The sequence below is a fragment of the Octadecabacter dasysiphoniae genome, assembly GCF_021532615.1.
GTDB classification, from domain to species: domain Bacteria; phylum Pseudomonadota; class Alphaproteobacteria; order Rhodobacterales; family Rhodobacteraceae; genus Octadecabacter; species Octadecabacter dasysiphoniae.
Genome location: NZ_JAKGAQ010000001.1, coordinates 621,679 through 647,015, shown reverse-complemented (window position 1 = coordinate 647,015; position 25,337 = coordinate 621,679). Strand labels below are relative to the sequence as shown.

The window sequence follows — 25,337 nt, the reverse complement described above, 5'->3', positions numbered from 1 at the left end:
TGCACGGTTAATCCGCCACTTGGGCCGCTGGGCTCCAATTGGCATCAACGGTCAAACCGTCAAACATGATTTCCATTTCGTTGCTCATGGTGCCTTCGTCCATGACAGACGTGAAACCGGAATACATCGCTGATCCGACCTGCATCAATCCAAGGCCACGTTCGGAGGCAACCGACACTTCTAACGTGCCGACAGGTTTGGGCAGATCGGCGGAAAACGCCATCAGTTCCGCACGCGATGCATCGTTCATCAAACCGTCCGGCAGTCGCGTGATGGCATCAAACGCCGCTTCGCTTTGGGATTTAGGCGTGCCGGTCACATTGACCTCCCCCCGAAATCCAAAGGGATTTTCGATCTCGCCGCCCAGCGTCATAGATAGCAGCCCGGCCTTGAACGTCGCAGACCCCATGGACACCTGCATCATGGAGGGTGACGATAAAAACACCCGTTCGAACACACCCGACACCGACAGGACGTCGCCAAAATCGTTTGTCACGACGGCGCGTTCCAGAATGACCATCCCCGCATCCGGATCTTGGCGCAAGGTCGCCTCGATACTCAGCGACGGGATCGCCGTCTGCCCGTTGGGCGGCGTGTCTTCGGGGGTAAATCCATCAATCCTGACCTCAACGGCCAGGGGCGGCACGCCGTCACGCGTCCAACGGGCGCTGTCCTCCAGACGCCAATCAAACGATGCAAACGGCGCAGTGTCGAACCCCGGATCAGTGCCCAAAAACTGGCACCAGCCATCGGGTGTGACCCGCGTAAACTGTATTTGCAAACCGACAGTCGCATCATTCGGGCTGACCAGATCGGCGGCCCGTTGATACGATTCTTGACAAGATGTGCGGGTCATTTGTTCTTGTGCGGCAAGGGGCGCAGCGATCGCGGCGATCAGGGCGGCGGCGGCTACCTTTTTCATTTTGCCTGTCCTGCCGGGGTCCAGGTGAACAACGCTGTCACACCGTCCAGCGCCATTTCCACCAACTGCGCGAGATCGGCATCACGCGGGATGGCCGCTAGACGGGCCGCGCGCACAGCGCCAATCGTGGGGTTCGCACTGATTTGCAACTGCGCCGTACCCCGCGGCGTCGGCAGGCCGTTGATAAATCCCGCAAGCGCGCTTCGGCTTGGCGTGGGCATAAAGCTATCGGGAAGATCATTCATAAATTCAATAGCTTGGCGTTTGCGCGCCGCGACTTGCGCTTCTGGTGTGCCGTCGCCTTCTGCCAAAACCATATTGCCGACAATCATCGCAACATAGGTCTCAAACCATCCGTCAAACTGCGATTTCATCGTCAGGCTGCGCAGGCCAGCAGTGCCAAGACTGGTTTGGATTGCCGCCATATCACTCAGGTTGACGCCCTCAATCCGCGCTGTCGCTTCTATGCGGTTTGTCGCATCAAATTCAAAATAGGCATTGTTGATGGTAACGGCATTTTGGACCCCGTCCCAGCGCAAGGATGCCCCAAATGACATCTGTGCCTGGCGCATCTGCAATCCCAAAAGATAGTCAAACACTGGATCGCCGGTGCGCGCCGTCATACCAAAATCAACGCCCTCAATGTCGATCGTGCGGGGCGGAAGCCCGCCCTCAATGAACCGCGCGATATCAGACGCGCGCCACCGCAGATGCCCGATCCTCAGCCCGCTTACATCATCAATCGGCACCTCGACGTCTGACAGCCGGCACCAGCCCTCATCATCGACTTGCGCCGTGCCCAACGTCGCCGGGAGGTCGGCCATCGCCGTCACTGCAGACAGGCTGCCCGTACATTGCGCTGGCGTCATGCGGTCTTGTGCGGCGGCGGGGGACGCAAGCAAAAGCGCGGCGATGATCCAGTGTTTCATCGATCTAGCCCGATCAAGGCATCAGCAAATTCTTCGGGGTCAAACGGCGCGAGGTCATCAATTTGCTCTCCCACACCAATGGCATGGATCGGCAGACCGAATTTATCCGCCAATGCCACTAAAACACCGCCCTTTGCGGTGCCATCCAACTTCGTCATGACCAAGCCGCTGACGTCCGCCAATTCCTGAAATGTTTTGACTTGGGACAATGCGTTCTGCCCCGTTGTCGCGTCCAGCACCAGCAACGTATTGTGCGGCGCATCCGGGTCTTTCTTGCGGATGACGCGCACAATCTTTGACAGTTCTTCCATCAGGTCTGCACGGTTTTGCAAACGTCCGGCGGTATCGATCATCAACAAATCCGCGCCGTCTTTGGCCGCTTGTTCCATGGCATCAAAGGCAAGGCTGGCAGGGTCGCTTCCTTCTGCGGCCGTCAGCACGGGAACGCCCGCACGATCCCCCCAGACCTGCAATTGTTCGACCGCAGCCGCGCGAAACGTATCGCCCGCCGCGATCACGACCTTTTTGCCTGCTGCCTGAAATTGGCTGGCGAGCTTTCCGATCGTTGTTGTCTTACCAGATCCGTTCACGCCGACGACCAGCACGACTTGCGGCTTGGTGGGATAAAGCGGCATGGGACGCGCGACAGGCTCCATGATGCGGGTCACCTCTGCGGCCAGTAACTCTTTGATTTCCTGCGTCGAAAGGCGTTTTCCAAACCGCCCTTCGGCCATATTTGCTGTCACACGCAGGGCCGTGTCCACGCCCATATCAGCCGAAATCAACAATTCTTCGAGCTGTTCAAGCATATCGTCATCAAGTTCTCGGCGCACGACGGTTTTCTTTTCGCCGCGCCCCAACAGACGCCCCAAAAGACCGGGTTTTGCGACGGCACTTTCGGCCTTTTGCGCTTCTGCAAGGCGTGCATCCTCTGCCGCGCGCGCGGCCGCAGCTTCGGCGGCCTGTGCGGCTTCGCGTTCCGCGTCAGCTGCACGGGCTTCAGCGGCAAGGCGCGCTTCGTGGGCGTGTTGGGCGTCTTCGGCACGCCGCGCATTTTCGGCCAATTGTGCCTCTTGTGCGCGGGCCGCAGATTCGGCCTCAAGGGCGGCTGCATCTTGGCGTTCTTGTTCGGCAATACGGGCGGCTTCGGCCTGTCGAGCGACCTCTGCGGCGCGTTCTGTTTCCAGTCGTTCTGCTTCAACCGCGCGCAACCTCGCACGTTCTGCTTCATCTTCTGCGGCCTCTTGGGCGGCGTTTGCTTGGGCTTGCGCCTCGGCTTCGGCGAGTTCTTTGGCCGCTTGGGCTGCCGCCAATGCCGCTGCCTCGGCTTGGATACGCTCTGCCTCGGCACGCTCGGCTTGTGCGCGGGCCGCCTGTTCACGCTCGGCTGCTTCTGCCAAACGCCGGTTTTCGGCAACCCGTGCGGTTTCAGCAGCGCGTTCTTCCTCAAGGCGGGTCGCTTCGCGGGCCTCTTCGTCCCTCACTCGTTGGGCCTCTGCGGCCTCAGCCTCGGCGGCTTCTTGTGCCAATCGGGCTGTTTCCAATCGTTCGGCTTCTAGCGCGGCCTCGGCTTTCGCGCGTTCCGCTGCCTCGTGTGCAGCCGTGTCGATTTGCGCTTCTACGTCTTCCTCAACCCCACCATCACCGACGATAGCATCCAGGCCATCCTCGATCTTAGAGGAAGATTTGAACAAACGATCTTTGAGTTTCTTGAAAAACGCCACACCGGCCTCGCTTTTAGTCTTTTGTAACATCTAATGGGCCACAAGCAGGGAAGAAACCCGAGACCACGAAATTTCCACATCTGCGCCGTGGTTGGGACCACCTGTCGCGCTACATTCACTTGGAATATAGTCTAAAACTCGATTGTCCCGCCCAAAAAGGTCCACCACGTGCGTAACCCATTGCCGATTTTCACAACAGTCACATTGATGGCCCCCCTGCTGATTGGCGCGGGTGCGCTTTGGGGCGGGTACTGGGCATTGGCCGGACTGGCATGGATGACTGCATTGACCGCCAGCATCGATGAACTGGTCACAGCCACATTGCCGTCGGTTGAAGGCGATGAATTTCCCGCCGCAAATGGGCTGTCGGTGGCCATCGCCATTGCACATTTCACATTGTGGTTTGCGGTTATTGCGGCCCTTAGCGATCAAACGGGGCTGGCAACTTGGGAAAAGCTGGTCGTGTTCGCTGCCGCCGGGTTGTTTATGGGCCAAGTCAGCAATTCAAACGCACACGAACTAATCCACCGCCCCGGCCGTTGGCTGCGCAGCTTGGGCCGTTGGGTTTATATATCGGTGCTGTTCGGGCACCATTTGTCAGCCCATACGTTGATCCATCACGTTCACATCGGCACACCAAATGATCCGAGCACCGCGCGACGGGGTGAAAATTTCTATCGATTCTTCTTACGCGCATGGGCGGGCGGTTTTGTAGAAGGGCTAAGGGTCGAAAACCAGCGTTTTGAACGCCTTAACAGACCCAAATGGCGCCATCCCTATGTCGCCTACATAGTTGGCGCGGCTGCGGTTTTGATCCTTGCAGGTATAATCGGCGGGGCGATTGGCGTGCTGGCCGCGGTGTGTTTGGCCGCATTTGCCCAGTTGCAATTGATGATGTCGGATTACGTCCAACATTATGGTTTGTGGCGGCGCAAACTGGACAATGGCAAATACGAACCCGTGGGATCGCGCCATTCATGGAACGCCCCGCACGCCATGTCATCCGCGCTTATGCTAAATGCGCCGCGCCATTCGGATCATCACGCCCACCCTGCGCGCCCCTTTCCTGCGCTGCGGCTGGATCATGAAATGCCCATGCTGCCGCTGTCATTGCCCGCGATGGCCTGCGTTGCCCTTTACCCACGCTTGTGGCGGCGCATGATGGATCCGCGCGTCGCCGACTGGCAAGACGCGGCTGAATAAAAAACCGTGGCTGGTCGTGGCTTTAGTTTTCTGCAAAAATCCAACCATGCGTAGCGTACTTATCCTGATCGCCCTTGCTGGCCCTGCTTTTGCGGAAACGCCCCTTGACGGTGCTGCGTTCGAAGCACTGGTGGAAGGAAAAACCCTCAGCTTTTCAACAGGGGCATTTCCCTACGGGGTCGAATACTACGGCCCCAACCGACAAGTGGTGTGGTCGTTTCAAGGCGGTGATTGCGTGGCGGGCGAATGGTTTGAAAAGGCGTCGGATACTGGCCCCAATATTTGCTTTGTCTATGACAACAATCCGGATCCGCAATGCTGGCAAGTCTTTGACGTCGATGGAAAAATTCGCGCTGATTTTGCTAACACACCCGGGACAACCGTCCTTTATGAAGCCGTTGAATCCGAACCCTTGATTTGTAGCGGTGTTGGCACCTAAACCCCCGCGCCCAAATTTACCGCGATATGTACCCTAAAATAGACTGCCTTGATCGGGCGGCGGCGTCTTGGTTTTCGCCTTGGCAGGTTTTCCTGCGGGCGCCATCTTACCGTCCGCGAACTCAATCTCGAGGGTTGCCGCAGATTTAGCTGCTTTGGCTGTTGTCACCACCTCACCGTCGCCGCGCACAACGGCGTAGCCCCGTTTCAGCGTTTCGCGATACCCAAGCGTTTCGCGCATCCTGTCCAACGCACCAAGGCGGTTGCGCTGCCGTTCGACCTGCGTCAACGCAGCCGTGGACATGCGCCGCAGGGTCGCGCCCAGATCCTTGGCGGCACGCGATTGAACGGCGCGCACGACATCGGGGCGCAGCAGGTGGCGGTTCAGATCGCGCCGCGCTTGCGCCGTTGTGCGCCCCAATGCTGGCGCAAGTCGCGATTGCAATCCTGTCAAACGGTCACGCCCCTGCCCGATGCGATTGCCCAAAACAGACGGGCGCAACAAACCGGACGCCTCACCCAGCCGCAATTTTCCATCCCGCACCCGCGAAATCAGTGCAACATCCAGCTTTTCGGCCCAGTAATCATACCGTTGTTTCGCGTCATCTGTCAGTTGTTCCTTCTTCGGAAGAACCCGCCACAAATCCGCAACCCGTTGTTTACGCCGTGCAATCCCGTCAGATGCGGCACGGCTGGCGCGAGCCCCCATTTGATCCACACCTGCAAGCAATTCCAGCCGCACAGGAACCGCCATTTCAGCCGCTGCCGTTGGCGTCGGCGCGCGCCGGTCCGAAACAAAGTCGATCAGGGTCGTATCCGTTTCGTGACCCACCGCAGAAATCAGGGGAATGTTTGACGCAGCAGTCGCACGTGCAACGATTTCCTCGTTAAAGCCCCACAGATCCTCAATCGATCCGCCCCCACGCGCTACGATAATCAGGTCGGGCCGTGGCATCGCGCCACCGGGCGTCATCGCGTTGAACCCTTCAATCGCACGCGCAACTTGTGGTGCGCAGTCCTTGCCTTGCACCGCGACTGGCCAAACCAGAACCTTGCGCGGAAACCTGTCCCTAAGCCTATGTAAAATATCACGAATAACGGCGCCCGTCGGCGACGTAACAACCCCGATCACATCCGGCAGAAACGGCAGTTCCTGCTTTCTTGCGCTATCAAACAGCCCCTCGGCCTCAAGCGTTTTCTTGCGCTTATCAAGCATCGCCATCAGCGCGCCGACGCCTGCCACGGCCACTTCTGTCGCGTTCAGCTGATATTTCGACTGGCTACCAAAGGTGGTCATCCGCCCTTGCACCACGACCTCCATCCCCTCCTCGGGGATCACGGACAGGCTCGACACTTGGCCCTTCCACGTCGTGCAGGCCAGCACGTTGCGATCATCCTTGAGGTCAAAGTAAAGATGGCCAGACCGTGCCCGCACCACGCGTCCCACTTCGGCCTTAACCCGCACATGGCCAAATTCGCCCTCAATCGCGCGTTTGACCGCGCCCGTCAGGTCGCTCACGGTGAATTCAGGGGTGTTGCCTGCGGATTCCGGTTCGTCGATCAGGTCCATGGGTGTCTCTTGTGCTGTGGTCTTGTGCACCTTAAACGGCACCAAAGCGGAAGGGAAATACAGATGAACATCCTGATTTTAGGCGGTGGCGGACGCGAGCACAGCCTCGCATGGGCCGTAAAGCAAAACCCCAAATGTGACCGCCTGATCGTGGCACCGGGCAACGCCGGTATCGCGCAAATTGCTGAATGTGCGGCGCTCGAAATCGAAAACGGGGACGCGGTGGCGATGTTTTGCGCCGAAAACGCAATTGATTTCGTGATAATCGGTCCAGAAGCCCCCCTTGCAGCAGGTGTTGCGGACGTTTTGCGCGCAAATGGGCTTGTCGTATTTGGATGTTCTCAGGCTGCGGCCAAGTTGGAATCTTCTAAATCTTTCACAAAAGCAATCTGCGACGCCTGCGCTGCGCCAACCGCAGGCTACGCCCATTTCACCGACGCGGATGCCGCCAAGGCCTATGTCACCGAACAGGGTGCGCCAATCGTGATTAAGGCAGATGGGCTGGCCGCAGGAAAAGGCGTCGTCGTTGCCATGGATGTGGCCACAGCCCACGCCGCAGTCGATGATATGCTGGGCGGTCAATTCGGCGCGGCAGGTGCAGAAGTCGTCATCGAAGAATTCATGGACGGCGAAGAGGCGTCTTATTTCATCCTGTGCGACGGAAAAACCGTTCTGCCCATCGGCACCGCGCAAGACCACAAACGCGCCTATGACGGCGACGAAGGCCCCAACACGGGCGGGATGGGTGCCTATTCCCCTGCCCCGGTTCTGACCGATGCCATCGCTGCTAAGGCCTTGAAAGAAATCGTAGAACCAACTGTGGCGGAAATGGCAAAACGTGGCACGCCGTTTCAGGGCATCCTATATGCAGGCCTGATGATCAAGGACGGGCAGCCGCGTCTGGTCGAATATAATGTGCGCTTTGGTGATCCTGAATGTCAGGTGTTGATGATGCGTCTTGGGGCGCAGGTTCTTGATCTGCTGCACGCCTGCGCTGAAAATCGGTTGGCGGATGTCACACCAAACTGGGCAGATGATCACGCGCTGACAATTGTGATGGCGGCCAACGGGTATCCGGGCAGCTACGCGAAGGGCACGCAGATCAAAGGCCTGGACGATCTGCCCGAAACCTCGGGCGAAATGACGTTTCATGCGGGAACACGCACCTATAACGGCCAAATCGTTGCCGCGGGTGGTCGCGTTCTGAATGTCACCGCGCGGGGCGCTACGCTGGAAGACGCACACGCAAAGGCCTACGCCATGATTGATGGCATTGACTGGCCTGATGGATTTTACCGCCGCGATATCGGCCACCGCGCGCTGTAATCATCACGGCGCGATCAGGCCGACATCATGCACCCGTAAAAACGACAAAAGCCGCGCTTCTTCAGCGCGGCTTTTTCTATTTTCTAACAGTCGCTTAAGCTGCGGGAACCGCACGACTTGCAAGGGTGTCTGTAATCTCAAGCCCAGCATCAACTTCGTTACCATTGCCCACAGCCGCAAATTCACGCGTCAAACGCTCAAGCGCTGCTTCATACAGCTGGCGCTCGGAATAGCTCTGCTCGCGCTGATCGTCCGCACGGTGCAAATCACGCACCACTTCGGCAATCGCGATCAGATCACCCGAGTTGATCTTTTGCTCATATTCCTGCGCACGGCGCGACCACATGGCCTTTTTGACCTTGGCCTTACCCTTCAGGGTTTTCATGCAATCGGCAACGACGTCAGGGCCGGACAGCGCCCGCATGCCGACCTCTTCCGCCTTATTTGTTGGTACTTTCAACGTCATCTTGTCCTTTTCAAACGCGATCACGAACATCTCCAGCTCGAACCCGGCGACCTCTTGTGTCTCGATCGATACGATCTTGCCCACGCCATGTGCGGGGTAAACAACGAAGTCGTTGGGGCTAAATTCACTTTTCTTCTTGGCCATGAGTTTTTCCTTTCCTCAAAGCAGTCTCACCAAACTTGCATCACATCCATCCAATTCGGACGACAAAAAACCGACGTTGGCCCAAGGACCCCCGTCAGCGCTTCTACAATTCCAGATCAACAATTACGCGGCATTACACAGTCTATAGCACAAAAACCGCCTGATTCCCACACCCAACAACGAAGTGTTTTAGCCACCCTCGCCCGGGGCTTCGGAAAACAGATCCATCTTGCCCTCTTTGCCGTCCATTTCATCAGCGGTCGGCAGAGGGTCTTTTTTGGTGATGATGACAGGCCAAGCGATGGAATACTTGCGGTTGAACTCAACCCATTTTTCCATGTCCGGCTCGGTGTCGGGGCGGATCGCATCGGCGGGGCATTCAGGTTCGCACACGCCACAATCGATACATTCGTCGGGGTGGATCACCAGCATGTTCTCACCCTCATAGAAACAATCCACGGGGCACACTTCGACGCAGTCGGTGTATTTGCAGGCGATGCAGTTGTCATTGACGATGTATGTCATAGGTCCGGTCCGTTTAGGGTCACCGCGTCTTTAGCTGCCACCTGCGTGGCCTTCAAGACCTGAACTGGCGTCTGCGTCATCGCGACCCTTTAAGAATATCCATATCGCGGCGGTCTTTCTTTGTCGGACGCCCCCCAACCCTATGTTCCAACGGGTTAATCCGCGGTTCGCGTGCTGGGGTCAAATCTTCGTATAAGGCTTGCGCTTCGGGTGCGGGGCCACGGCGCACGCCAAGCCCCAGCACTTTCACAATGCGCACTTCGTCTTCTTTCGGGAATGTCAGCACCACGCCAGCGGAAATTGCGCGGCTCGGCTTGCTGACGGGCGTTCCATCCACCCTGATGCGCCCCGATTTAACGAGAGCGGCGGCCAGCCCGCGCGATTTGAAAAACCGCGCGTGCCACAGCCATTTGTCTAAACGAATACTGTCTCCAGCCTCGCTCAATCCTTCTTGAGCCCCGCCAAAGCGGCCGCAAACGGATTGTCCGGGTCAATCGCCTTTTCTTTCTTCGGCGGTCTGGCCGAGAAATTCTGCGCTTTGTTGTCTCGCTGCGGTTTGCCGCCACGCTTGCCCTTTGTGGCGCCTTTGCGCTTGGGTTGATCGTTTTGCGGACGCGGGCTGCGCTTGGGCGCCCAGGTGATCGTGTAAAACACTTCCATTTCGGGCGCTTCGTCAGCGGCCTCAACGGGTGCAATGCTTTCGCCTTCCGGGATCGGGTTCGGCGTTTCACCCTCGGGTGCAGGTTCAACAACGGCGGGCGTTTTCACTTTCTCGCGCTCACCCTTTTCGGCCTTGTAGCCCAAGCCCTCCATCAGGTTTGCGAATTGATCCAGCGTCATGCCCGTGATCGACAACATATCTGCCGTCGCCTCGAACCCTGCGCGGGTGTTTTGATCCCGCAGCATATCGGCAAGGCGTTCCAGCATATCAATGCGGATCGCGCGATCACCGGCAGCGCGATACCCCGACATCGTGTAGGTGCCATCGGGAAGGCCGGAAATCGTTGGAACTGTCACCAAACCGGGGGGCGGTGCCTCTGGGAAATCCTGCAACCCTTTGGACAGGCTCCACAATACCAGACGCAGGCGCGTTGGCGCGGGCTTCAGCAGCAATGGCATAAAGATCGTGAATTGACCGAACCGCACACCGTGTTTGCGCAATGCACCACGGGCGTCTTGTTCCAGCGCCTTGACCTCGTCGGCGACCTCACCACGGGTGATCACGCCGAACCCTTCGACCATACGGAACGCGAAACCCTTGGCCAATCCGGCCAATTCATCGTCGTTCTGCATCTTCAACATTGGTTCAAACGCCGTCGCAATCTTGCGATCAATGAAATGCTGCAAGCGGCGTTGGACCTTTTCGGCCACATCCGTTCCGGCCTCGTCGTCAACGAACGCCACAACCGTCGGCTTCAACGCGTCTTGGCCAGCCACCAGTTTCCCGACAGCTTCGGTGCCCCACATCAGGCCGCCTTGCTCGGTGAAATCGATTTCCGTATCGGGCGCGTTATAAAAACGGTCTGCGCGCAGATGAAACTGCGGCGCGAGCGCCTGAATGCTTGCGGCGCGAATGGTTTTCGCTTCCTCGGCCGTGGCATTCTGATCCTGACGGAACCTAAAGCCTTCGATTTTGCCTACAAACTGTCCTTCGACAGTCACTTCACCTTTGTCGTTTACGTCGGCCACGAGGCCCTCCTTTTGGTTGAGCCGGCGAAGCAGAACACTGGTCCGCCGGTCCACAAATCTTGCTGTCAGGCGCGCGTGTAACGCATCTGATAGGCGGTCTTCTACAGCGCGTGTGACGTCACGCCAATGGCTTTCGTTACTGACCCAACCTTTGCGCTGCGCCACGTAGGTCCATGTGCGGATATATGCCAACCGTTTGGACAGCGCATCAATGTCGCCGTCCGTGCGGTCAATGCGGTTTACCCGCCCCGCCAGCCAATCGTCCGGGACGCGGCCCTTTTCATGCAAAAAATTGTAAATATCCGTCAAAAGCTGGGCGTGTTCGACATTGCTGATGCCACGAAAGTCCGGAATACGGCAGACGTCCCACAGAAGTTGCACAGACGGCCCATCTGTGGCGCGCGCGGCAACTTCGGCGTCCGCTGAAACGGCCTTGAGCGCGCCCAGATCATCGCTTTCGCGCACACGGGTCAGCCACGGATCATCGGTGCGTTCTTCCAACGTTTGGATCAACCGCCCAACAGAGCCAAATTGCAGCCGCGCATTGCGCCATTGCAGTTTCTTAACAGGCGCGAACTGGTTGTTCTGGATCGCATCCACCACGCCTTCATCCAGCGTCGGGGCCTCGCCCGTCACCCCGAACGTGCCCTTGTTCATATGCCGCCCCGCACGCCCTGCGATCTGGGCCAGCTCATTGGGCATCAAATGACGCATCCGCCGTCCGTCGTATTTGGTGATGGATGAAAACGCGACGTGATCAATATCGAGGTTCAGCCCCATCCCGATGGCATCCGTCGCCACGAGGTAATCCACATCCCCGTTCTGATACATCTCAACCTGTGCATTGCGCGTGCGGGGGGACAACGCCCCCATCACCACGGCGGCCCCGCCCTTTTGGCGGCGCAACAGCTCTGCGATGGCATAGACATTCTCAACAGAAAACCCGACAATTGCGCTGCGAGCGGGCATCCGGCTTATCTTTTTGGAACCTGAGTACGTGAGCGTGCTGAACCGTTCGCGTTTGATAAATTCCGCCTCGGGCACCATGGACGCAATCGCGCCCCACATGGTTTCCGCGCCCATAAAAAGCGTCTCGTGAAGGCCGCGCATCCGCAACAGACGGTCTGTAAACACGTGCCCACGGTCCAGATCGGCACACAGCTGTATTTCATCCACGGCCACGAAATCTGCGCCAATATCTTGCGGCATGGCCTCAACGGTGCAGACCCAATAGGCCGCGCGCGGCGGCACGATGCGTTCTTCACCTGTCAGCAGTGCAACCACGCCGGGGCCACGCACGGCCACGATACGGTCATAAACCTCGCGCGCCAAAAGACGCAGCGGCAAACCGATCACACCCGTCTTGTGCCCCAGCATGCGCTCAATCGCGTAATGCGTTTTACCTGTATTTGTCGGGCCTAAAACAGCCGTCACACGCCCTCGGGCATTCATAGGACCATCCCCGAATCTGACGTATCAGAGAGCTTCACCGCTCAGTTGCACCTGCAGTCGTTCAATCATTCCGGCAACTTCGCCGTCCGCAGGTGTGATCTGCGCAATTGCCTGCCAAACTTCAAGGGCGTCATCCGGCCGCCCGATTTCTTCGAGGATAAAAGCAACACCGGACATCGCCCCGATGTGGCGTGGTTCCAGCACCAAAGTCTGGCGTAAATCATCAATCGCGGGGCCATATAGGCCAAGTTGGTAGTAGGCCGATGCGCGCCCGTTGTACCCTTCGGCGAAATTTGGCGCATGATCCACAAGCGCGGTGAAATGTTGGACAGCAACGTCCGGCGCCCCGTCTTCAAGCGCATCTTCGCCACGCCGCAACAGCAAATCCATCGCGGCAGACCCGCTTTTGCCCCATTCGGTTATGATTTGCTCTTCGATGCGGGCCACCTGACCGGGCTCAGCCTCAAGCAATTGTTCAAATAAAAGGTCCAAACGTTCGGAATCCGTACTGGTTTGCGCACTTAAAGGTGTGGAAATCCATACTCCCATCAAAAGTGCCGCCACGATAGATTTGTGAAGATGTTTGTTAATGCCCATAGTGGTGAGTGTAGCGCATCACGCGCGAGGCACCAGAGGCACCCGATCACAAAAACGGGGCCACAACCTGAAGGAACGGAACAAACATGAGCGATGTAGTGAACGAAGCCGTAACAGCCCTGAACGCAAAGATGGACGGCGGCGGCTTTGACGGCACAGCCAAATTCGACATCGAAGGCGAAGGCGCGATCATCATTGATGAAAACGGCGCACGCGCGTCCGACGATGCAGCGGACGTCACGTTGTCTGCGAACGCCGAAACATTCAAAGCCATTCTTGACGGCGAACAAAACGCAACAGCCGCCTTCATGACAGGCAAACTGTCGGTTGATGGCGATATGGGGCTGGCTATGAAACTCGCTGGTGTATTGGGCTAAATTATATGGAATCCGCACCCTACCACGCTGATATCGCTGGCAATCCTGATGGGACTTGCCATTGGCTCACCTGCGTGGACGGGGTGCGCATTCGCGTCGGGCATTGGTCCTTCGCACAAGCAAAAGGGACGGTCCTGATTTTCCCGGGCCGGACCGAATATGTCGAAAAATATGGCCGCACCGCCGCTGAACTGTCCAAACGCGGCTTTGCTAGCGTGGCGATTGACTGGCGCGGACAAGGTTTAGCGGATCGTCTGCTGGAAAACCGCGCCGTCGGCCACGTGGACGTCTTTGAAGACTACCAGTTGGACATCAAGGCCGTGCTGACCCACGTCAAAAAGCTCGGCTTGCCCGAACCCTACCATTTGCTTGGCCATTCTATGGGCGGCTGCATCGGATTGCGCGCGCTTTATGACGGTCTGGCGGTCCGATCGGTCGTCTTTTCGGCACCGATGTGGGGGATCAGAATGTCACCCGCTTTGCGCCCGATCGCTTGGGGGCTCAGCTCGGTCAGTAAACCTTTGGGCTTTGGTGGCATTTTCGCGCCCGGACAGCAGGCCGAAACCTATGTTTTGCGCACCAACGCGGATGAAAACACCCTCACATCCGACCCAAGCAGCTTTGAGATTTTGCAAAACCAGCTGATCACGCATCCCGACCTCGCGCTTGGCGGTCCTTCCCTTCACTGGCTCAACGAATCGCTGCGCGAAATGCGGACGTTGTCACAACGTCCCTCACCGGATGTGCCCTGCCTGACGTTCTTGGGCACCGAAGAATCCATTGTCGACCCCGTGCGCATCAATGACCGTATGGCACGCTGGCCCGGCGGCGAATTGGTTTTGCTAGAAAAAGGCCGTCACGAAGTGCTGATGGAAACCAAACCCCTGCGTGATCGGGTCTTTGACGGCGCCACAGACCTGTTCAACAAACATTCACCGCAGATGGCCTAAATCGCGTGAATGCCCTTGGCCGCGGCAATCGCGCCCTGACGCATCCAGGTATGTTCTGACGCAACCACAAATCCCGTCATCTGGTACTGCGCCCAGTCTGCCGCCTTTGCCGCATCCGGAACCCAAGACACAAACGCCTTGCCGTTCGCAGCGCAGGCCTTGCCGACACGTTCCAGTGCCATGGGTAAATCAGGGTTATCCTGGCTGCGATGCCCATAGCCCACGGTCAAATCCGCAGGCCCGGCAAACAACGCATCAATACCGTCAATCGCCGCAATCTCTTCGCAGGCCTCAACCCCTTCGGGTTCTTCGATTTGCGCCATAACGATGGTCTGACCGTCCTGATCCAGAACTTCACCCATGGATTGCATCGTAAAACCAGCCCAACGGGTTGATCCCGCAAACCCACGCCCGCCACGCCCGAAATGCGCAGCCTTTGCAATAGCTTGTGCCTTTGCCACGCAGTCAACATGCGGCACGACGACGCCAACGGCACCCGCGTCCAGCGCCATGAGGATGTTTTCCTCCGACCCGCTGGAAATGCGCACCATCGCCGGAAAATCAAGCGCGCGACACACCGCCAAACAGGCATCCAACCGACCCCGATCAAACCCTGCGTGTTCGCCGTCCAGCACAATGAAATCCAGACCGGACGTTGCCAGAACCTCGACCACCGTGACCTCTGCGGTTTTTACAAATGTCGATGCCAAGGTCTCACGCGCTAAAATTCGCGCCCTTAATTGTGCTGTCCGCATGTCTGTCTCCTGATGCTTTGGCATAGGCGACCACAGCACTTGCCCACACGCAAGCCCTTCCCACCCGCGCCCGAGGGGCTAAGTTTGCAAAATGGCTGATCTTTTGACCTTCACACCCAACGGCATCTACTGCGAGGCGGGCGATTTCTACATTGATCCGTGGCGTCCCGTTGCACGCGCGCTGATCACCCACGGCCACGCAGACCACGCCCGCCCCGACATGGGCGCCTATATGGCCACGACGTCCGCCGCCCCCGTCATGCGCCACCGCTTGGGCGATATTCGTTTGGATACAGTCAATTACGGCGACGTGACCTCGATAAACGGGGTGAACGTGTCCTATCATCCGGCGGGCCATGTTCCGGGGTCCGCACAAATCCGCGTCGAACACAAAGGGCAAGTCTGGGTGGCGTCGGGCGATTATAAAACCGTCGATGATGGTCTGTCCGAACCGTTTGAACCTGTGCCCTGCCACGCCTTCATCACAGAATCGACCTTCGGATTGCCCGTCTTCAACTGGACCCCGCAGGATGTTCTGGCCGACCAGATCAACGCGTGGTGGGCGGAAAATGCGGCAAACGGGGTGTATTCCTTGCTGTCATGTTATGCGCTTGGCAAGGCACAGCGCCTGTTGCGCGCGGTCAACCCCGACATCGGCACGATCCTGACCCACGGCGCGATTGAGGCGACCAACCAGATCATGCGCGGCCAAGGAATTGCGCTTCCTGATACGACTCTGGTCACGCCCGAGCTTGACCTAAAGGCGCACAAAGGCGCGCTGGTTCTAGCAACGCCGTCCGCGCTGAATTCCACATGGGCGCGTCGTTTCAAACCTGCCTCGTCCGCCTTTGCCTCCGGCTGGATGGCCCTGCGCGGAGTGCGGCGCAGACGGGCCGCAGACCGTGGTTTTATCATGTCCGACCACGCTGATTGGAACGGCCTGAACAACGCCATCAAACAAACCGGGGCCGAACGGATTTTCGTCACGCACGGCTACACATCGGTGTTTTCGCGGTGGCTGTCCGAACAGGGGTATGACGCGCAAATTGTGCAAACAGAATTTGACGGCGAAGCGGATGAGGACGGGCAATGAAAGATTTCGCCGCCCTGTTCACCGCGCTCGATCAAACCACGAAGACCAGCTTCAAGGTGGCGGCGATGGCTTCGTATTTCCGCACGGCATCCGATCAGGACAAACTTTGGTGCATCGCACTGTTTTCCGGCCGTCGTCCGCGCCGCGTGATAATGACAACATTGCTGCGCGAATGGGCCGCCGAACGCGCCGGACTACCGCTTTGGCTATTTGAGGAATGCTACCCGATCGTTGGCGACCTTGCGGAAACGATAAACCTGTTTTTGCCGCCATCGACTGGAGATGAAGAACGACCCCTAACTTATTGGATAAATGAACTAAAACGACTTTCGAGTTTGGATGACGACGGCCGCAAGACCGGCATTCTAAACGCATGGAAAATCCTGCCGCAAACGCAGCGGTTTTTGTTTATCAAACTGCTGACGGGGGGCTTTCGTATTGGGGTCAGCCAAAAACTCATGACGCGCGCGCTGGCCAAAGCGACCAAGCAGGATGAGGCGGTCCTGACCCACAAGCTTATGGGGAACTGGACACCGGAAACGACAACCTGGGCCGACCTGATCGAGGCGGACGATCCAACGGCAGACCTGTCACGACCATATCCTTTCTACCTTGCGTATGGGGTTGAGGACGTGAATCAACTAGGCCCCACAACCGATTGGTTTATAGATAGAAAGTGGGATGGCATACGTGGTCAATTGATCCTGCGCGGGGGCGAACATCACCTGTGGTCACGCGGTGAAGATCTGATAACAGACCGTTTCCCCGAACTTGCACAACTGCGCGACTATCTGCCCGACGGCACAGTGATTGACGGTGAAATCCTCGCCTTTCAGGACGAAAAACCCTTGTCTTTCAACACATTGCAAAAGCGCATTGGCCGCAAGACCGTGCCCAAAAAGCTTCTGACCCAAGCACCTGTTATCTTGATGGCCTACGACCTGTTGGAATTGGACGGAAAAGACATTCGCGATCAAACATTAGAAATACGCCGCAACCTGTTGGAAAAATTACTAAAATCGGCACCCACGTCTGCCCCCATCCGTTTATCCAGCGAAGTTACAGGCTCCAGCTGGGATGATTTCGCGCGCGAACGGGCAAAATCGCGCGATCTGAACGCAGAAGGCCTCATGCTGAAACGGCGCGACAGCCGCTATTTGTCGGGTCGCAAAAAGGGCGATTGGTGGAAATGGAAAATAGATCCCCTGACCGTGGATGCCGTGATGATCTACGCGCAAGCAGGGTCAGGCAGGCGCGCAAACCTGTTCACCGATTTCACCTTTGCGGTCAAAAACGGCAACGATTTGGTCCCCTTCACGAAGGCCTATTCTGGCCTCACGGACGATGAATTCCGCCAGATCACTACGTGGGTCAAACGCAACACACTGCAGCGGTTCGGCCCCGTGCGATCTGTCCCCGCCGAACACGTTTTTGAAATCGCGTTTGAAGGTATCCAAGCGTCGCCGCGCCACAAATCGGGGATTGCGCTCCGGTTCCCGCGCATGCTCCGTTGGCGCCATGACAAACCCGCGGACGAGATCAACACCCTCGACGATCTAAAGGACATGCTGCGCACCTATGGATAAGCCAAACGCCCAAATGCCGCCCGCACCAAAGGCGCCAAAAATCGCACCACCTGCGGGATCCTGTGACGCGCATGTGCATCTGGTCGCGGGTCAGAAAGATTTTCCTCTTTGGGATGGCCGCGTTGAAAACCCTGCGGAAGGCCCGGATTTTGACGGCTGGCTGTCGCTTTATCGTGCCCATCTTGACGCGCTGGGGTTCACCAAAGGGCTGATCGTCCATTCGATCCTTTATGGCACCGACAACAGTGTCACGGTTGAAACGCTCAAACGGCTCGGCGGGAATTTTAGGGGCGTTGGGTTGCTGCCCGATACGGCCACCGACGCCCAGCTTGATCAATTCGTTGATCAGAACCTAAAGGCCGTGCGGCTGAACTACGTCCACGGTGGCGTGCTGTCGTGGGATGGCGCAAAGACACTGGCACCGCGCCTTGCAGACCGCGGCCTGCACATTCAAATGCTGCTGCACAGCCACCTGCACATGGAGGAGCTGGACGCCGACATACGCGCGCTACCCGTGCCGCTGGTGATTGATCACGTCGGCTGGCCAGACCTCAGCCTCGGCACCGATGACCCGGGCTTTCCACGATTGCTTAAACTGGTCAGCGACGGCCATGTGCACATCAAACTCAGCGCGATCTATCGTTTGTGCCCCGCGCCTTACGATCAGGCCGCTCCGTTCATCGCAGCCCTCGTGGCCGCAAACCCAGAAGGTTGCCTTTGGGGGTCAGACTGGCCACATCTGATGCTGAACGGCGCGCAGATGCCAGATGCCGCGACCCTGCTGGATGCGTTCCACGATGTTGTCACCCGCGACGATCACCGTGAAACCATCCTGAAACATGTGCCGGATCGGCTGTTCTTTGATCTGTGATGACGGCCCGCCTAGCCAAGCCCGCCCCGCGCTCCTACATAAGACAAAACCAACAATGAGGCTTTCATGACTGACCCCCGCACGTTCGACGCCAACGCCACCTCCGGTTCTCCCTTTGGGGATCTTCCTGAATGGGACCTCAGCGATCTGTACCCCGCCCCGGATGCGCCGGAACTAACCCGTGATATGGGCTGGCTCGAGGACGCATGCAAAAGCTTCGCCACAGATTACGAAGGCAAACTTGCCGATCTGGATGCTGCCGGACTGCTTAAGGCCGTAACGCGATATGAACAAATCGACACGATTGCAGGCCGCCTGATGTCTTACGCCGGTCTGCGGTACTACCAGCACACAACCGACCCTGAACGCGCGCAATTCATGTCTAATGCGCAGGACAAAATTACCAATTACACCACACCGCTGGTCTTTTATGGCCTTGAATTCAACCGCATGGATGATGCGCATGTGGACGGGCTTTTGGCCGCCAACGCAGACCTTGCCCGCTACAAACCCGTGTTTGACCGCATGCGCGCCATGAAACCCTACCAACTGTCTGACGAGCTGGAAAAATTCCTGCACGATCAGTCCGTTGTCGGCGCGTCCGCATGGAACAAGCTGTTCGATGAAACAGTCGCGGGCCTGAAATTTACCGTGGACGGCGAAGACATGGGGCTTGAGGGCGTGGCCGATCTGATGTCGCACCCCGACCGCGCCAAACGCGAAAGCGGCGTGCGCGAAATGGCCCGCGTGCTGGGCGTCAACGCGACGCTGTTTGCGCGTGTTCACAATACCCTCGCCAAGGAAAAGGCGATTGAAGACCGTTGGCGCGGGATGCCGTCGCCCCAAGCAGGTCGGCACCTTTCAAACCACGTCGAGGCCGAGGTGGTCGACGCCCTGCGCAATGCCGTGGTCGATGCCTATCCACGCCTCAGCCACCGCTATTATGCGCTTAAGGCCAAATGGATGGGCCTTGATAAAATGGAAGTCTGGGATCGCAACGCCCCCCTCCCGATGGAGGCTGACCGCACTGTGTCGTGGGACGAAGCCGAAACCACCGTCATGGATGCCTATGCCGCCTTTGACCCCCGCATGGCCGAAATCGCCAAGCCATTCTTCACCGATGGCTGGATCGACGCGGGCGTCAAAGAGGGCAAGGCACCGGGTGCATTTGCGCATCCAACGGTCACGACCGTTCACCCCTACGTCATGCTCAACTATCTGGGAAAACCCCGCGATGTCATGACCTTGGCTCACGAACTCGGCCACGGCGTGCATCAGGTTCTGGCGGCCGAGCAGGGCGAACTTCTGTCATCGACGCCGCTGACACTCGCCGAAACTGCGTCTGTGTTTGGTGAAATGCTCACCTTCCGCAAGCTGCTGGATCAGGCGAAAGATCAAAAGGAGCGCAAAGTTCTGCTGGCCGGCAAGGTTGAGGATATGATCAACACCGTTGTGCGCCAGATCGCGTTCTATGACTTTGAATGTAAACTGCACGCCGCGCGCGCAAATGGCGAACTCACGCCGGATGATATCAATGCGCTCTGGATGTCCGTGCAGGGCGAATCCTTGGGCCCCGTGTTCAACTTTATGGACGGTTATGAAACGTTCTGGGCCTACATCCCCCACTTCGTCCATTCACCGTTTTACGTCTACGCCTATGCCTTCGGCGATGGCCTCGTGAACGCGCTTTATGCGGTCTATGAAGACATGGGCGATGATTTCAAAGACAAATACTTCGACATGCTCAAGGCAGGCGGATCAAAGCACCACAGTGAACTTCTGGCCCCATTCGGGCTGGATGCATCCGATCCCTCCTTCTGGGCCAAAGGTCTGGGCATGATCGAAGGCATGATCGACGAACTCGAAGCGATGGAAGACTGATCTTTCGGACGCAGACGCGCAAAACCTCTTGGGGTTTTGCGCCCCCCCCGCAGAGGGGCCGATCGTAAGATCGTCTCGCCTCACCTCTGCGAAGAAATCTCGTTAATCAAGCTCGGTCCACGGCCAGGGTTTAACCTCTGACGCCGCAGTCTGATACCGCGTGGCCTTTGCGACCCAAATACCAACATCCGTGCCAAGCTCTGCCAAACGCTCATTGGGCTGCTTCTGGCTGGCCAACATGATGATAAACTGGATCACGGCCAACACGCCAATAATCGTGCTCGCAAAACTGATCATGAACGCGATGATGATCATATAAACAAGGCGCGTGAACAGATTTTCCTCAACCGGAACTTCGGGTTCACGTTTGGCCGTGTTTTCGGGCATTACGTCGTCAAATTCATGCGGATCGGCCATAGCGATTCTCCTTGCTTGGGGCAGTTTAGCGCGGCGGGCCAGCCTCATAAACCGCATCAATGACAGCTTGCGTCGCGCGCGCGTCTTCCAGTGACCACGCATAGGGGACCCCGTCGCGCACCGATGCGCTGAACGCCTCAACCTGGTTCACATATTGCGCTTCTTGCGGCCAGCGTTCCACACGGATCGATCCGTCGCTTTGGATCAACTCTACCTGTGCTTCGCCGTAGCTGCCCGCGTTGAACGGCGCCGACACACGAATACGCCCGTCGCTGCCCAAAAACGTCATGGACTGGGTCAGGTGCGTGTTCATCGACGTCACCCAATGGGCAGTAAACCCTTCAAATCGCGCGGAAACACGTGCGGTGATGTCCACGCCATCGATGTAATCAATATCCGCATGAGTGATCGCAACAGGGTCTTGCCCCGTCACCAACCGCGTCGATCCGATGGTGTAAACGCCAATGTCAGGCAACCCGCCACCGCCCTTGGCCGCATCAAAACGCACGTTCGCAAGATCGGGATTGTTGTAGGTGAAAATGCCATCGACATGGCGCAACGTGCCAATCGCGCCGCTTTCCAGCATTTCGCGCACGCGGTGCCACTGCGGGTGGTGCGCGATCATATAGGCTTCTGTGCACATCAATCCGGTTTCATCGCGCAACGCGATCAACGGGTCAATCTGCGCCGCCGTCATCCCGACCGGTTTTTCGACCAGCACATGTTTACCGGCCCGCAACGCGCGGCTGGCCCATTCAATATGCAGATGGTTGGGCAGCGGAATGTAGACCACATCAACATCTTCGTCCGCCAGCACATCATCATATGTGGCGTGCACGCGCAAATTCGGCGCAAAGGCCTGAAACGGTTCAGCTTTTTGCACTGATGATGTACCCAGTGCGACCAGCTGCGCACCAGACGCCGCATGGATCGCGGGGCCCATATGTTCGCGCGCAAAATTACCTGCGCCCAAGATCGCCCATTTGATGATTTTGCCCATATCGCCCCCTCATGCGTGCCTATCCCAAAGAAAAAGGCGCTGACCTTTCGGTCAGCGCCCTTGTTGTTGCAGGCTTTTAGGCCGTGGCCAACATGCCTTTTTCTTTGGCGAGGGTCTGCATCTTCTTTTGCAGCTTCTCGAACGCGCGCACTTCGATCTGGCGGATGCGTTCGCGGCTGACAGAATACTGCCCGCTCAAATCCTCAAGCGTCACGGTCTTTTCCGCCAAACGGCGTTGCATCAAAATGTCCTTTTCACGGTCATTCAGCACACTCATAGCTTCGGCCAAAAGCTCGCGGCGGCTTTCCAGCTCATCCTTGGCTTCGTAATCCCCCGCTTGGTCAGCGGATTCATCCTCAAGCCAATCCTGCCACTGCATCGTACCTTCGCCCTCAGACCCGACGGTGGCATTCAGGGACGCATCCCCGCCAGACATCCGGCGGTTCATGGAAATCACTTCGTCCTCGGTCACGCCCAGATCATTTGCGATGCGCTCTACGTTCTCGGGGCGCAGATCGCCCTCTTCCAGCGCACCAATACGGTTCTTGGCTTTGCGCAGGTTGAAAAACAGCTTTTTCTGCGCGGACGTTGTGCCCAGCTTCACCATCGACCAACTGCGCAGCACGTATTCCTGAATAGACGCACGAATCCACCACATCGCATAGGTCGCAAGGCGAAAGCCCTTTTCAGGGTCAAAGCGTTTGACAGCTTGCATCAGGCCCACATTCGCCTCGGAAATAACCTCGGCCTGTGGCAACCCGTAGCCGCGATAGCCCATGGCGATTTTTGCGGCCAGACGCAGGTGCGATGTTACCATCTTATGCGCGGCATCGGTGTCCTCATGGTCGACCCAGCGTTTGGCAAGCATGTATTCTTCATCCGGTTCCAACATCGGGAACTTGCGGATGTCCTGCATGTAGCGGTTCAGACCTTGTTCCGGCGATGGGGCCGGTAAATTTGTGTAAGATGACATGTGTCTCTCCCTCTCCTGAATGCCCCGTTGATCGGCAGCATATTGGCCAACACCCGTTACGGCATGTTTATGACCTTAACATCAATATGGGGGCATTTCCCCCTGTTTCAAGACTGATCGGTTCAGTTTTCGTCAATTACATTTAAGGAAGGATTAAGCGGCGTAAAGATATGTGTCTGCGCGTTCACGCACATGGGACCGCATATTTCAGCCCTCTGCGCCGCCCAATGCGGCGATCAGGTCCGTCATATCGGCGGGCATCGGGGCCTCGAACCGCATCATGTCTTTCGAAACGGGGTGTTCAAAGCCCAATGTCGCCGCATGCAACGCCTGACGCGGGAACGTATAGGCCGCCAACCGCCCTGCTTCGCCCACCGCCTTTTCAGACAGTTTACGCCGCCCCCCATATGTTGGATCGCCGATCAACCCGTGGCCCGCATGGGTCAAATGCACCCGAATTTGATGGGTGCGCCCGGTTTCCAGCCAGCAATCCAACAACGCCGCTACGCCGGGCGTGCCGAGTGGCTGCACAATCCGCGCCCGCGTCACCGCATGTCGGCCATTGTGCCAAACCACGGCCTGTTTCTGACGGTCATGTTTATGGCGCGCCAGTTGCGTTTGCAGTTTCAGGATATTGCCGGGTTCAAACGATGCCCCCTTAATGCCGCGCACACGCGGATCATTGCTGTCGGGCACACCGTAACAAATGGCGCGGTAATGGCGTTCAACCGTATGCGCCTCAAACTGGGCAGCAAGCCCGTGATGGGCGCGGTCCGTCTTCGCGACGACCAGCAAACCACTGGTTTCTTTATCGATACGGTGCACGATCCCGGGGCGTTTTTCCCCACCCACACCAGACAAGGCATCCCCGCAATGATGCAACAACGCATTCACCAATGTCCCACCGGGCGTGCCGGGGGCCGGATGCACGACCATGCCTGTGGGCTTGTTGATGACGATCAGATCATCGTCTTCGAACACGACATCCAGCGGGATATCCTCGGCCGCGACGTGGTAGTCATCCGCAATCTCAACCGTAATCTCAACCGCGTCGCCCATCCGCGGTTTTGCGCGCGGGTCGGTCACAACGATGCCATTCACCGTCACCGCACCATCCGCCAACAGCCGCGCCATGCGGGATCGGCTGAGGGATGCATCAATCGGCACATCGCGCGCCAGCGCCTTATCCAAACGCGGTGCGGGGTTTTCCGAAATTTCAAAGGTTACTGTTCTAGCGGTCATGGGCGCGTCTTAGGGCAGTCTGGCAGCCGTGTCACGTGCTACCAAACCAACGATCGACCAATGGCGCGCCCATGATCACAAACACGATCCGCACCAGATGATGGGCGACCACCACAGCCGCATCCGCCCCCGCCACCAGCGCAACAATCGCCATTTCCGCCTGCCCACCGGGGGAAAACGCAAGCACCGCTTCGGTGAACGGCAACCAGCCAAGGCGGATGATCACAGCCGCAAAGATTGCCCCGACGATCAGACTAAGCACGGAAAATATCACCCCTGCGGTCACATCAATGCGCAATTCGCGCCAAGAAATGCCAGTGTATTTCACCCCAATGGTGAACCCGATGAAAAATTGCGCCGCTGCAATCGCCTCGGCGGGGGGGCGGTGGTGAATAACATCCCCCAGCGACAATGCGGCGGTCAGAAACAAGGGCCCCAACAACGACGCGCCAAACAATCCAACAAATTTCGCAATCCGCCATCCGGCGATGCCTGCCACCGCGAGGATCAACAGTTCGATTGGTGGAACGGATGTAAACGGCTCGCCCGCGGGTTGGTTCAGATCGACGTTATAAAAGAACGCGAAAACGAACGGCAAAACCATGACCACAATCAAAACGCGCGTCGCGTGAATCAGGGACAGCGCGCGCACATCGCCGCCCGCCTCTTCGCCAAACAACAACATATCCTGCAAACCGCCGGGCATGGACGCATAAAACGCCGTCGGATGATCAAACCCGAACCCTTTGCGAAACAGCGGATATCCCACCGCGCCCACGCAAATGACCAACAGCGGCACCAATGCCAGCGTCCAGATCAACGTACCCAACTGCGCAAACAACGCAGGCGTGATGGTCGCCCCCACGGCGACCCCCAAAATCGTGCGCATAACTTGGCTGGATCGCGGCGCGCCCTGCAACCGCACACCAAACAGCGCGGCGATCAAACAGCCCAGCAGCGGGCCCAACAACCACGGCAGCGGCAAGGCCAGCGCATAAAACACCCCCACACCGACAATCGAAATCAAAAGGGTCACTGCCAACGCCATAAGACCTGATCCCACGCCGCAGCAAAAATAAAAAGGGGGGAGTGGTACCGCCTCCCCGGCTTGAACGGGGGACCCCTGGTTCCACAAACCAGTGCTCTAACCAACTGAGCTAAGGCGGCAACATCGCCGATTTAGCCAGCCTCGCACATGATTGCAAGT

General features: G+C 57.8%; 24 protein-coding genes and 1 tRNA gene. 9 read left to right on the top strand and 16 right to left on the bottom strand.

Annotated elements, in window-relative coordinates; translation table 11 throughout:
* Nucleotides 1–7: 7 nt before the first annotated feature.
* The 3 genes from L0664_RS03185 to ftsY are packed head-to-tail and all read right to left on the bottom strand — an operon-like array spanning nt 8 to nt 3,185.
* Nucleotides 8–922 (bottom strand): hypothetical protein, encoded by a 915-nt coding sequence (locus L0664_RS03185; RefSeq protein WP_235224179.1) that lies wholly within the window; start codon nt 920–922, stop codon nt 8–10.
* A complete protein-coding gene (locus L0664_RS03180; RefSeq protein ID WP_235224178.1) occupies nt 919–1,851 on the bottom strand; it encodes a hypothetical protein in 933 nt (310 codons plus the stop codon). The genes L0664_RS03185 and L0664_RS03180 overlap by 4 nt, the downstream gene beginning before the upstream one ends.
* On the bottom strand, nt 1,848–3,185 hold the full coding sequence (ftsY, locus tag L0664_RS03175) for a signal recognition particle-docking protein FtsY (RefSeq protein WP_235224884.1): 1,338 nt from the start codon (nt 3,183–3,185) through the stop codon (nt 1,848–1,850). The genes L0664_RS03180 and ftsY overlap by 4 nt, the downstream gene beginning before the upstream one ends.
* A 558-nt stretch (nt 3,186–3,743) precedes the next feature.
* On the opposite strand from ftsY, the gene L0664_RS03170 reads away from it, so the two are divergent.
* On the top strand, nt 3,744–4,778 hold the full coding sequence (locus tag L0664_RS03170; RefSeq protein ID WP_235224177.1) for an alkane 1-monooxygenase: 1,035 nt from the start codon (nt 3,744–3,746) through the stop codon (nt 4,776–4,778).
* A 46-nt stretch (nt 4,779–4,824) separates the two neighbouring features.
* A complete protein-coding gene (locus L0664_RS03165) occupies nt 4,825–5,217 on the top strand; it encodes a hypothetical protein (RefSeq protein WP_235224176.1) in 393 nt (130 codons plus the stop codon).
* A gap of 33 nt (nt 5,218–5,250) precedes the next feature.
* On the opposite strand, the gene xseA is transcribed toward L0664_RS03165, so the two are convergent.
* A complete protein-coding gene (gene xseA, locus L0664_RS03160) occupies nt 5,251–6,786 on the bottom strand; it encodes an exodeoxyribonuclease VII large subunit (protein ID WP_235224175.1) in 1,536 nt (511 codons plus the stop codon).
* A 63-nt stretch (nt 6,787–6,849) separates the two neighbouring features.
* Between xseA and purD the strand changes: the two genes are divergently transcribed.
* The gene (gene purD, locus L0664_RS03155) at nt 6,850–8,112 is read left to right on the top strand and encodes a phosphoribosylamine--glycine ligase (protein WP_235224174.1); all 1,263 of its coding nucleotides are present in this window, start codon (nt 6,850–6,852) and stop codon (nt 8,110–8,112) included.
* A 94-nt stretch (nt 8,113–8,206) separates the two neighbouring features.
* On the opposite strand, the gene L0664_RS03150 is transcribed toward purD, so the two are convergent.
* The 5 genes from L0664_RS03150 to L0664_RS03130 all read right to left on the bottom strand — a co-directional run bounded on the left by L0664_RS03150 (nt 8,207) and on the right by L0664_RS03130 (nt 12,937).
* Nucleotides 8,207–8,722 carry a CarD family transcriptional regulator gene (locus L0664_RS03150; protein WP_235224173.1) on the bottom strand — a complete coding sequence of 172 codons (516 nt, stop codon included), beginning with the start codon at nt 8,720–8,722 and terminating at the stop codon, nt 8,207–8,209.
* 189 nt (nt 8,723–8,911) lie between these two features.
* Nucleotides 8,912–9,247 (bottom strand): ferredoxin FdxA, encoded by a 336-nt coding sequence (gene fdxA, locus L0664_RS03145; protein ID WP_235224172.1) that lies wholly within the window; start codon nt 9,245–9,247, stop codon nt 8,912–8,914.
* 76 nt (nt 9,248–9,323) lie between these two features.
* A complete protein-coding gene (locus tag L0664_RS03140) occupies nt 9,324–9,692 on the bottom strand; it encodes an RNA-binding S4 domain-containing protein (RefSeq protein WP_235224171.1) in 369 nt (122 codons plus the stop codon).
* Entirely contained in the window at nt 9,689–12,388 is a 2,700-nt protein-coding gene (locus L0664_RS03135) for a helicase-related protein (protein ID WP_235224170.1), read from the bottom strand. The genes L0664_RS03140 and L0664_RS03135 overlap by 4 nt, the downstream gene beginning before the upstream one ends.
* A 24-nt stretch (nt 12,389–12,412) precedes the next feature.
* On the bottom strand, nt 12,413–12,937 hold the full coding sequence (locus tag L0664_RS03130; RefSeq protein WP_235224169.1) for a tetratricopeptide repeat protein: 525 nt from the start codon (nt 12,935–12,937) through the stop codon (nt 12,413–12,415).
* A 134-nt stretch (nt 12,938–13,071) separates the two neighbouring features.
* Here L0664_RS03130 and L0664_RS03125 point away from each other — a divergent pair, with 134 nt between their 5' ends.
* Nucleotides 13,072–13,362, top strand: a complete 291-nt coding sequence (locus tag L0664_RS03125; protein ID WP_235224168.1) for an SCP2 sterol-binding domain-containing protein — start codon at nt 13,072–13,074, stop codon at nt 13,360–13,362.
* A gap of 5 nt (nt 13,363–13,367) precedes the next feature.
* Complete coding sequence (locus tag L0664_RS03120) at nt 13,368–14,312, top strand: alpha/beta hydrolase (RefSeq protein WP_235224167.1); 945 nt, start codon at nt 13,368–13,370, stop codon at nt 14,310–14,312.
* Here L0664_RS03120 and L0664_RS03115 read toward each other — a convergent pair.
* A complete protein-coding gene (locus L0664_RS03115) occupies nt 14,309–15,067 on the bottom strand; it encodes an HpcH/HpaI aldolase family protein (RefSeq protein WP_235224166.1) in 759 nt (252 codons plus the stop codon). The two genes, L0664_RS03120 and L0664_RS03115, sit on opposite strands and share 4 nt — an antisense overlap.
* Nucleotides 15,068–15,158: 91 nt before the next feature.
* Between L0664_RS03115 and L0664_RS03110 the strand changes: the two genes are divergently transcribed.
* From L0664_RS03110 to L0664_RS03095, 4 genes are all read left to right on the top strand, one after another.
* Nucleotides 15,159–16,160: a ligase-associated DNA damage response exonuclease gene (locus L0664_RS03110; RefSeq protein ID WP_235224165.1), complete on the top strand. Its 1,002-nt coding sequence runs from the start codon at nt 15,159–15,161 to the stop codon at nt 16,158–16,160.
* The gene (locus L0664_RS03105; RefSeq protein ID WP_235224164.1) at nt 16,157–17,746 is read left to right on the top strand and encodes an ATP-dependent DNA ligase; all 1,590 of its coding nucleotides are present in this window, start codon (nt 16,157–16,159) and stop codon (nt 17,744–17,746) included. Before L0664_RS03110 ends, L0664_RS03105 begins: the two co-directional genes overlap by 4 nt.
* Nucleotides 17,739–18,617 carry an amidohydrolase family protein gene (locus L0664_RS03100; protein WP_235224163.1) on the top strand — a complete coding sequence of 293 codons (879 nt, stop codon included), beginning with the start codon at nt 17,739–17,741 and terminating at the stop codon, nt 18,615–18,617. Before L0664_RS03105 ends, L0664_RS03100 begins: the two co-directional genes overlap by 8 nt.
* Nucleotides 18,618–18,683: 66 nt before the next feature.
* Complete coding sequence (locus tag L0664_RS03095) at nt 18,684–20,498, top strand: M3 family oligoendopeptidase (protein WP_235224162.1); 1,815 nt, start codon at nt 18,684–18,686, stop codon at nt 20,496–20,498.
* A 102-nt stretch (nt 20,499–20,600) separates the two neighbouring features.
* Here L0664_RS03095 and L0664_RS03090 read toward each other — a convergent pair whose 3' ends face one another.
* The 6 genes from L0664_RS03090 to L0664_RS03065 form a co-directional block, all read right to left on the bottom strand.
* Nucleotides 20,601–20,915 (bottom strand): DUF4389 domain-containing protein, encoded by a 315-nt coding sequence (locus L0664_RS03090; RefSeq protein ID WP_235224161.1) that lies wholly within the window; start codon nt 20,913–20,915, stop codon nt 20,601–20,603.
* 25 nt (nt 20,916–20,940) lie between these two features.
* Complete coding sequence (locus L0664_RS03085) at nt 20,941–21,915, bottom strand: Gfo/Idh/MocA family protein (protein WP_235224160.1); 975 nt, start codon at nt 21,913–21,915, stop codon at nt 20,941–20,943.
* 76 nt (nt 21,916–21,991) lie between these two features.
* Nucleotides 21,992–22,888 (bottom strand): RNA polymerase sigma factor RpoH, encoded by an 897-nt coding sequence (rpoH, locus tag L0664_RS03080; protein WP_235224159.1) that lies wholly within the window; start codon nt 22,886–22,888, stop codon nt 21,992–21,994.
* Nucleotides 22,889–23,095: 207 nt separating this feature from the next.
* Nucleotides 23,096–24,130: an RluA family pseudouridine synthase gene (locus tag L0664_RS03075; RefSeq protein WP_235224158.1), complete on the bottom strand. Its 1,035-nt coding sequence runs from the start codon at nt 24,128–24,130 to the stop codon at nt 23,096–23,098.
* A 31-nt stretch (nt 24,131–24,161) separates the two neighbouring features.
* On the bottom strand, nt 24,162–25,178 hold the full coding sequence (locus tag L0664_RS03070) for an AbrB family transcriptional regulator (RefSeq protein WP_235224157.1): 1,017 nt from the start codon (nt 25,176–25,178) through the stop codon (nt 24,162–24,164).
* Between the two features lie 42 nt (nt 25,179–25,220).
* Nucleotides 25,221–25,297 (bottom strand) — tRNA-His (locus L0664_RS03065).
* Nucleotides 25,298–25,337 lie beyond the last annotated feature (40 nt).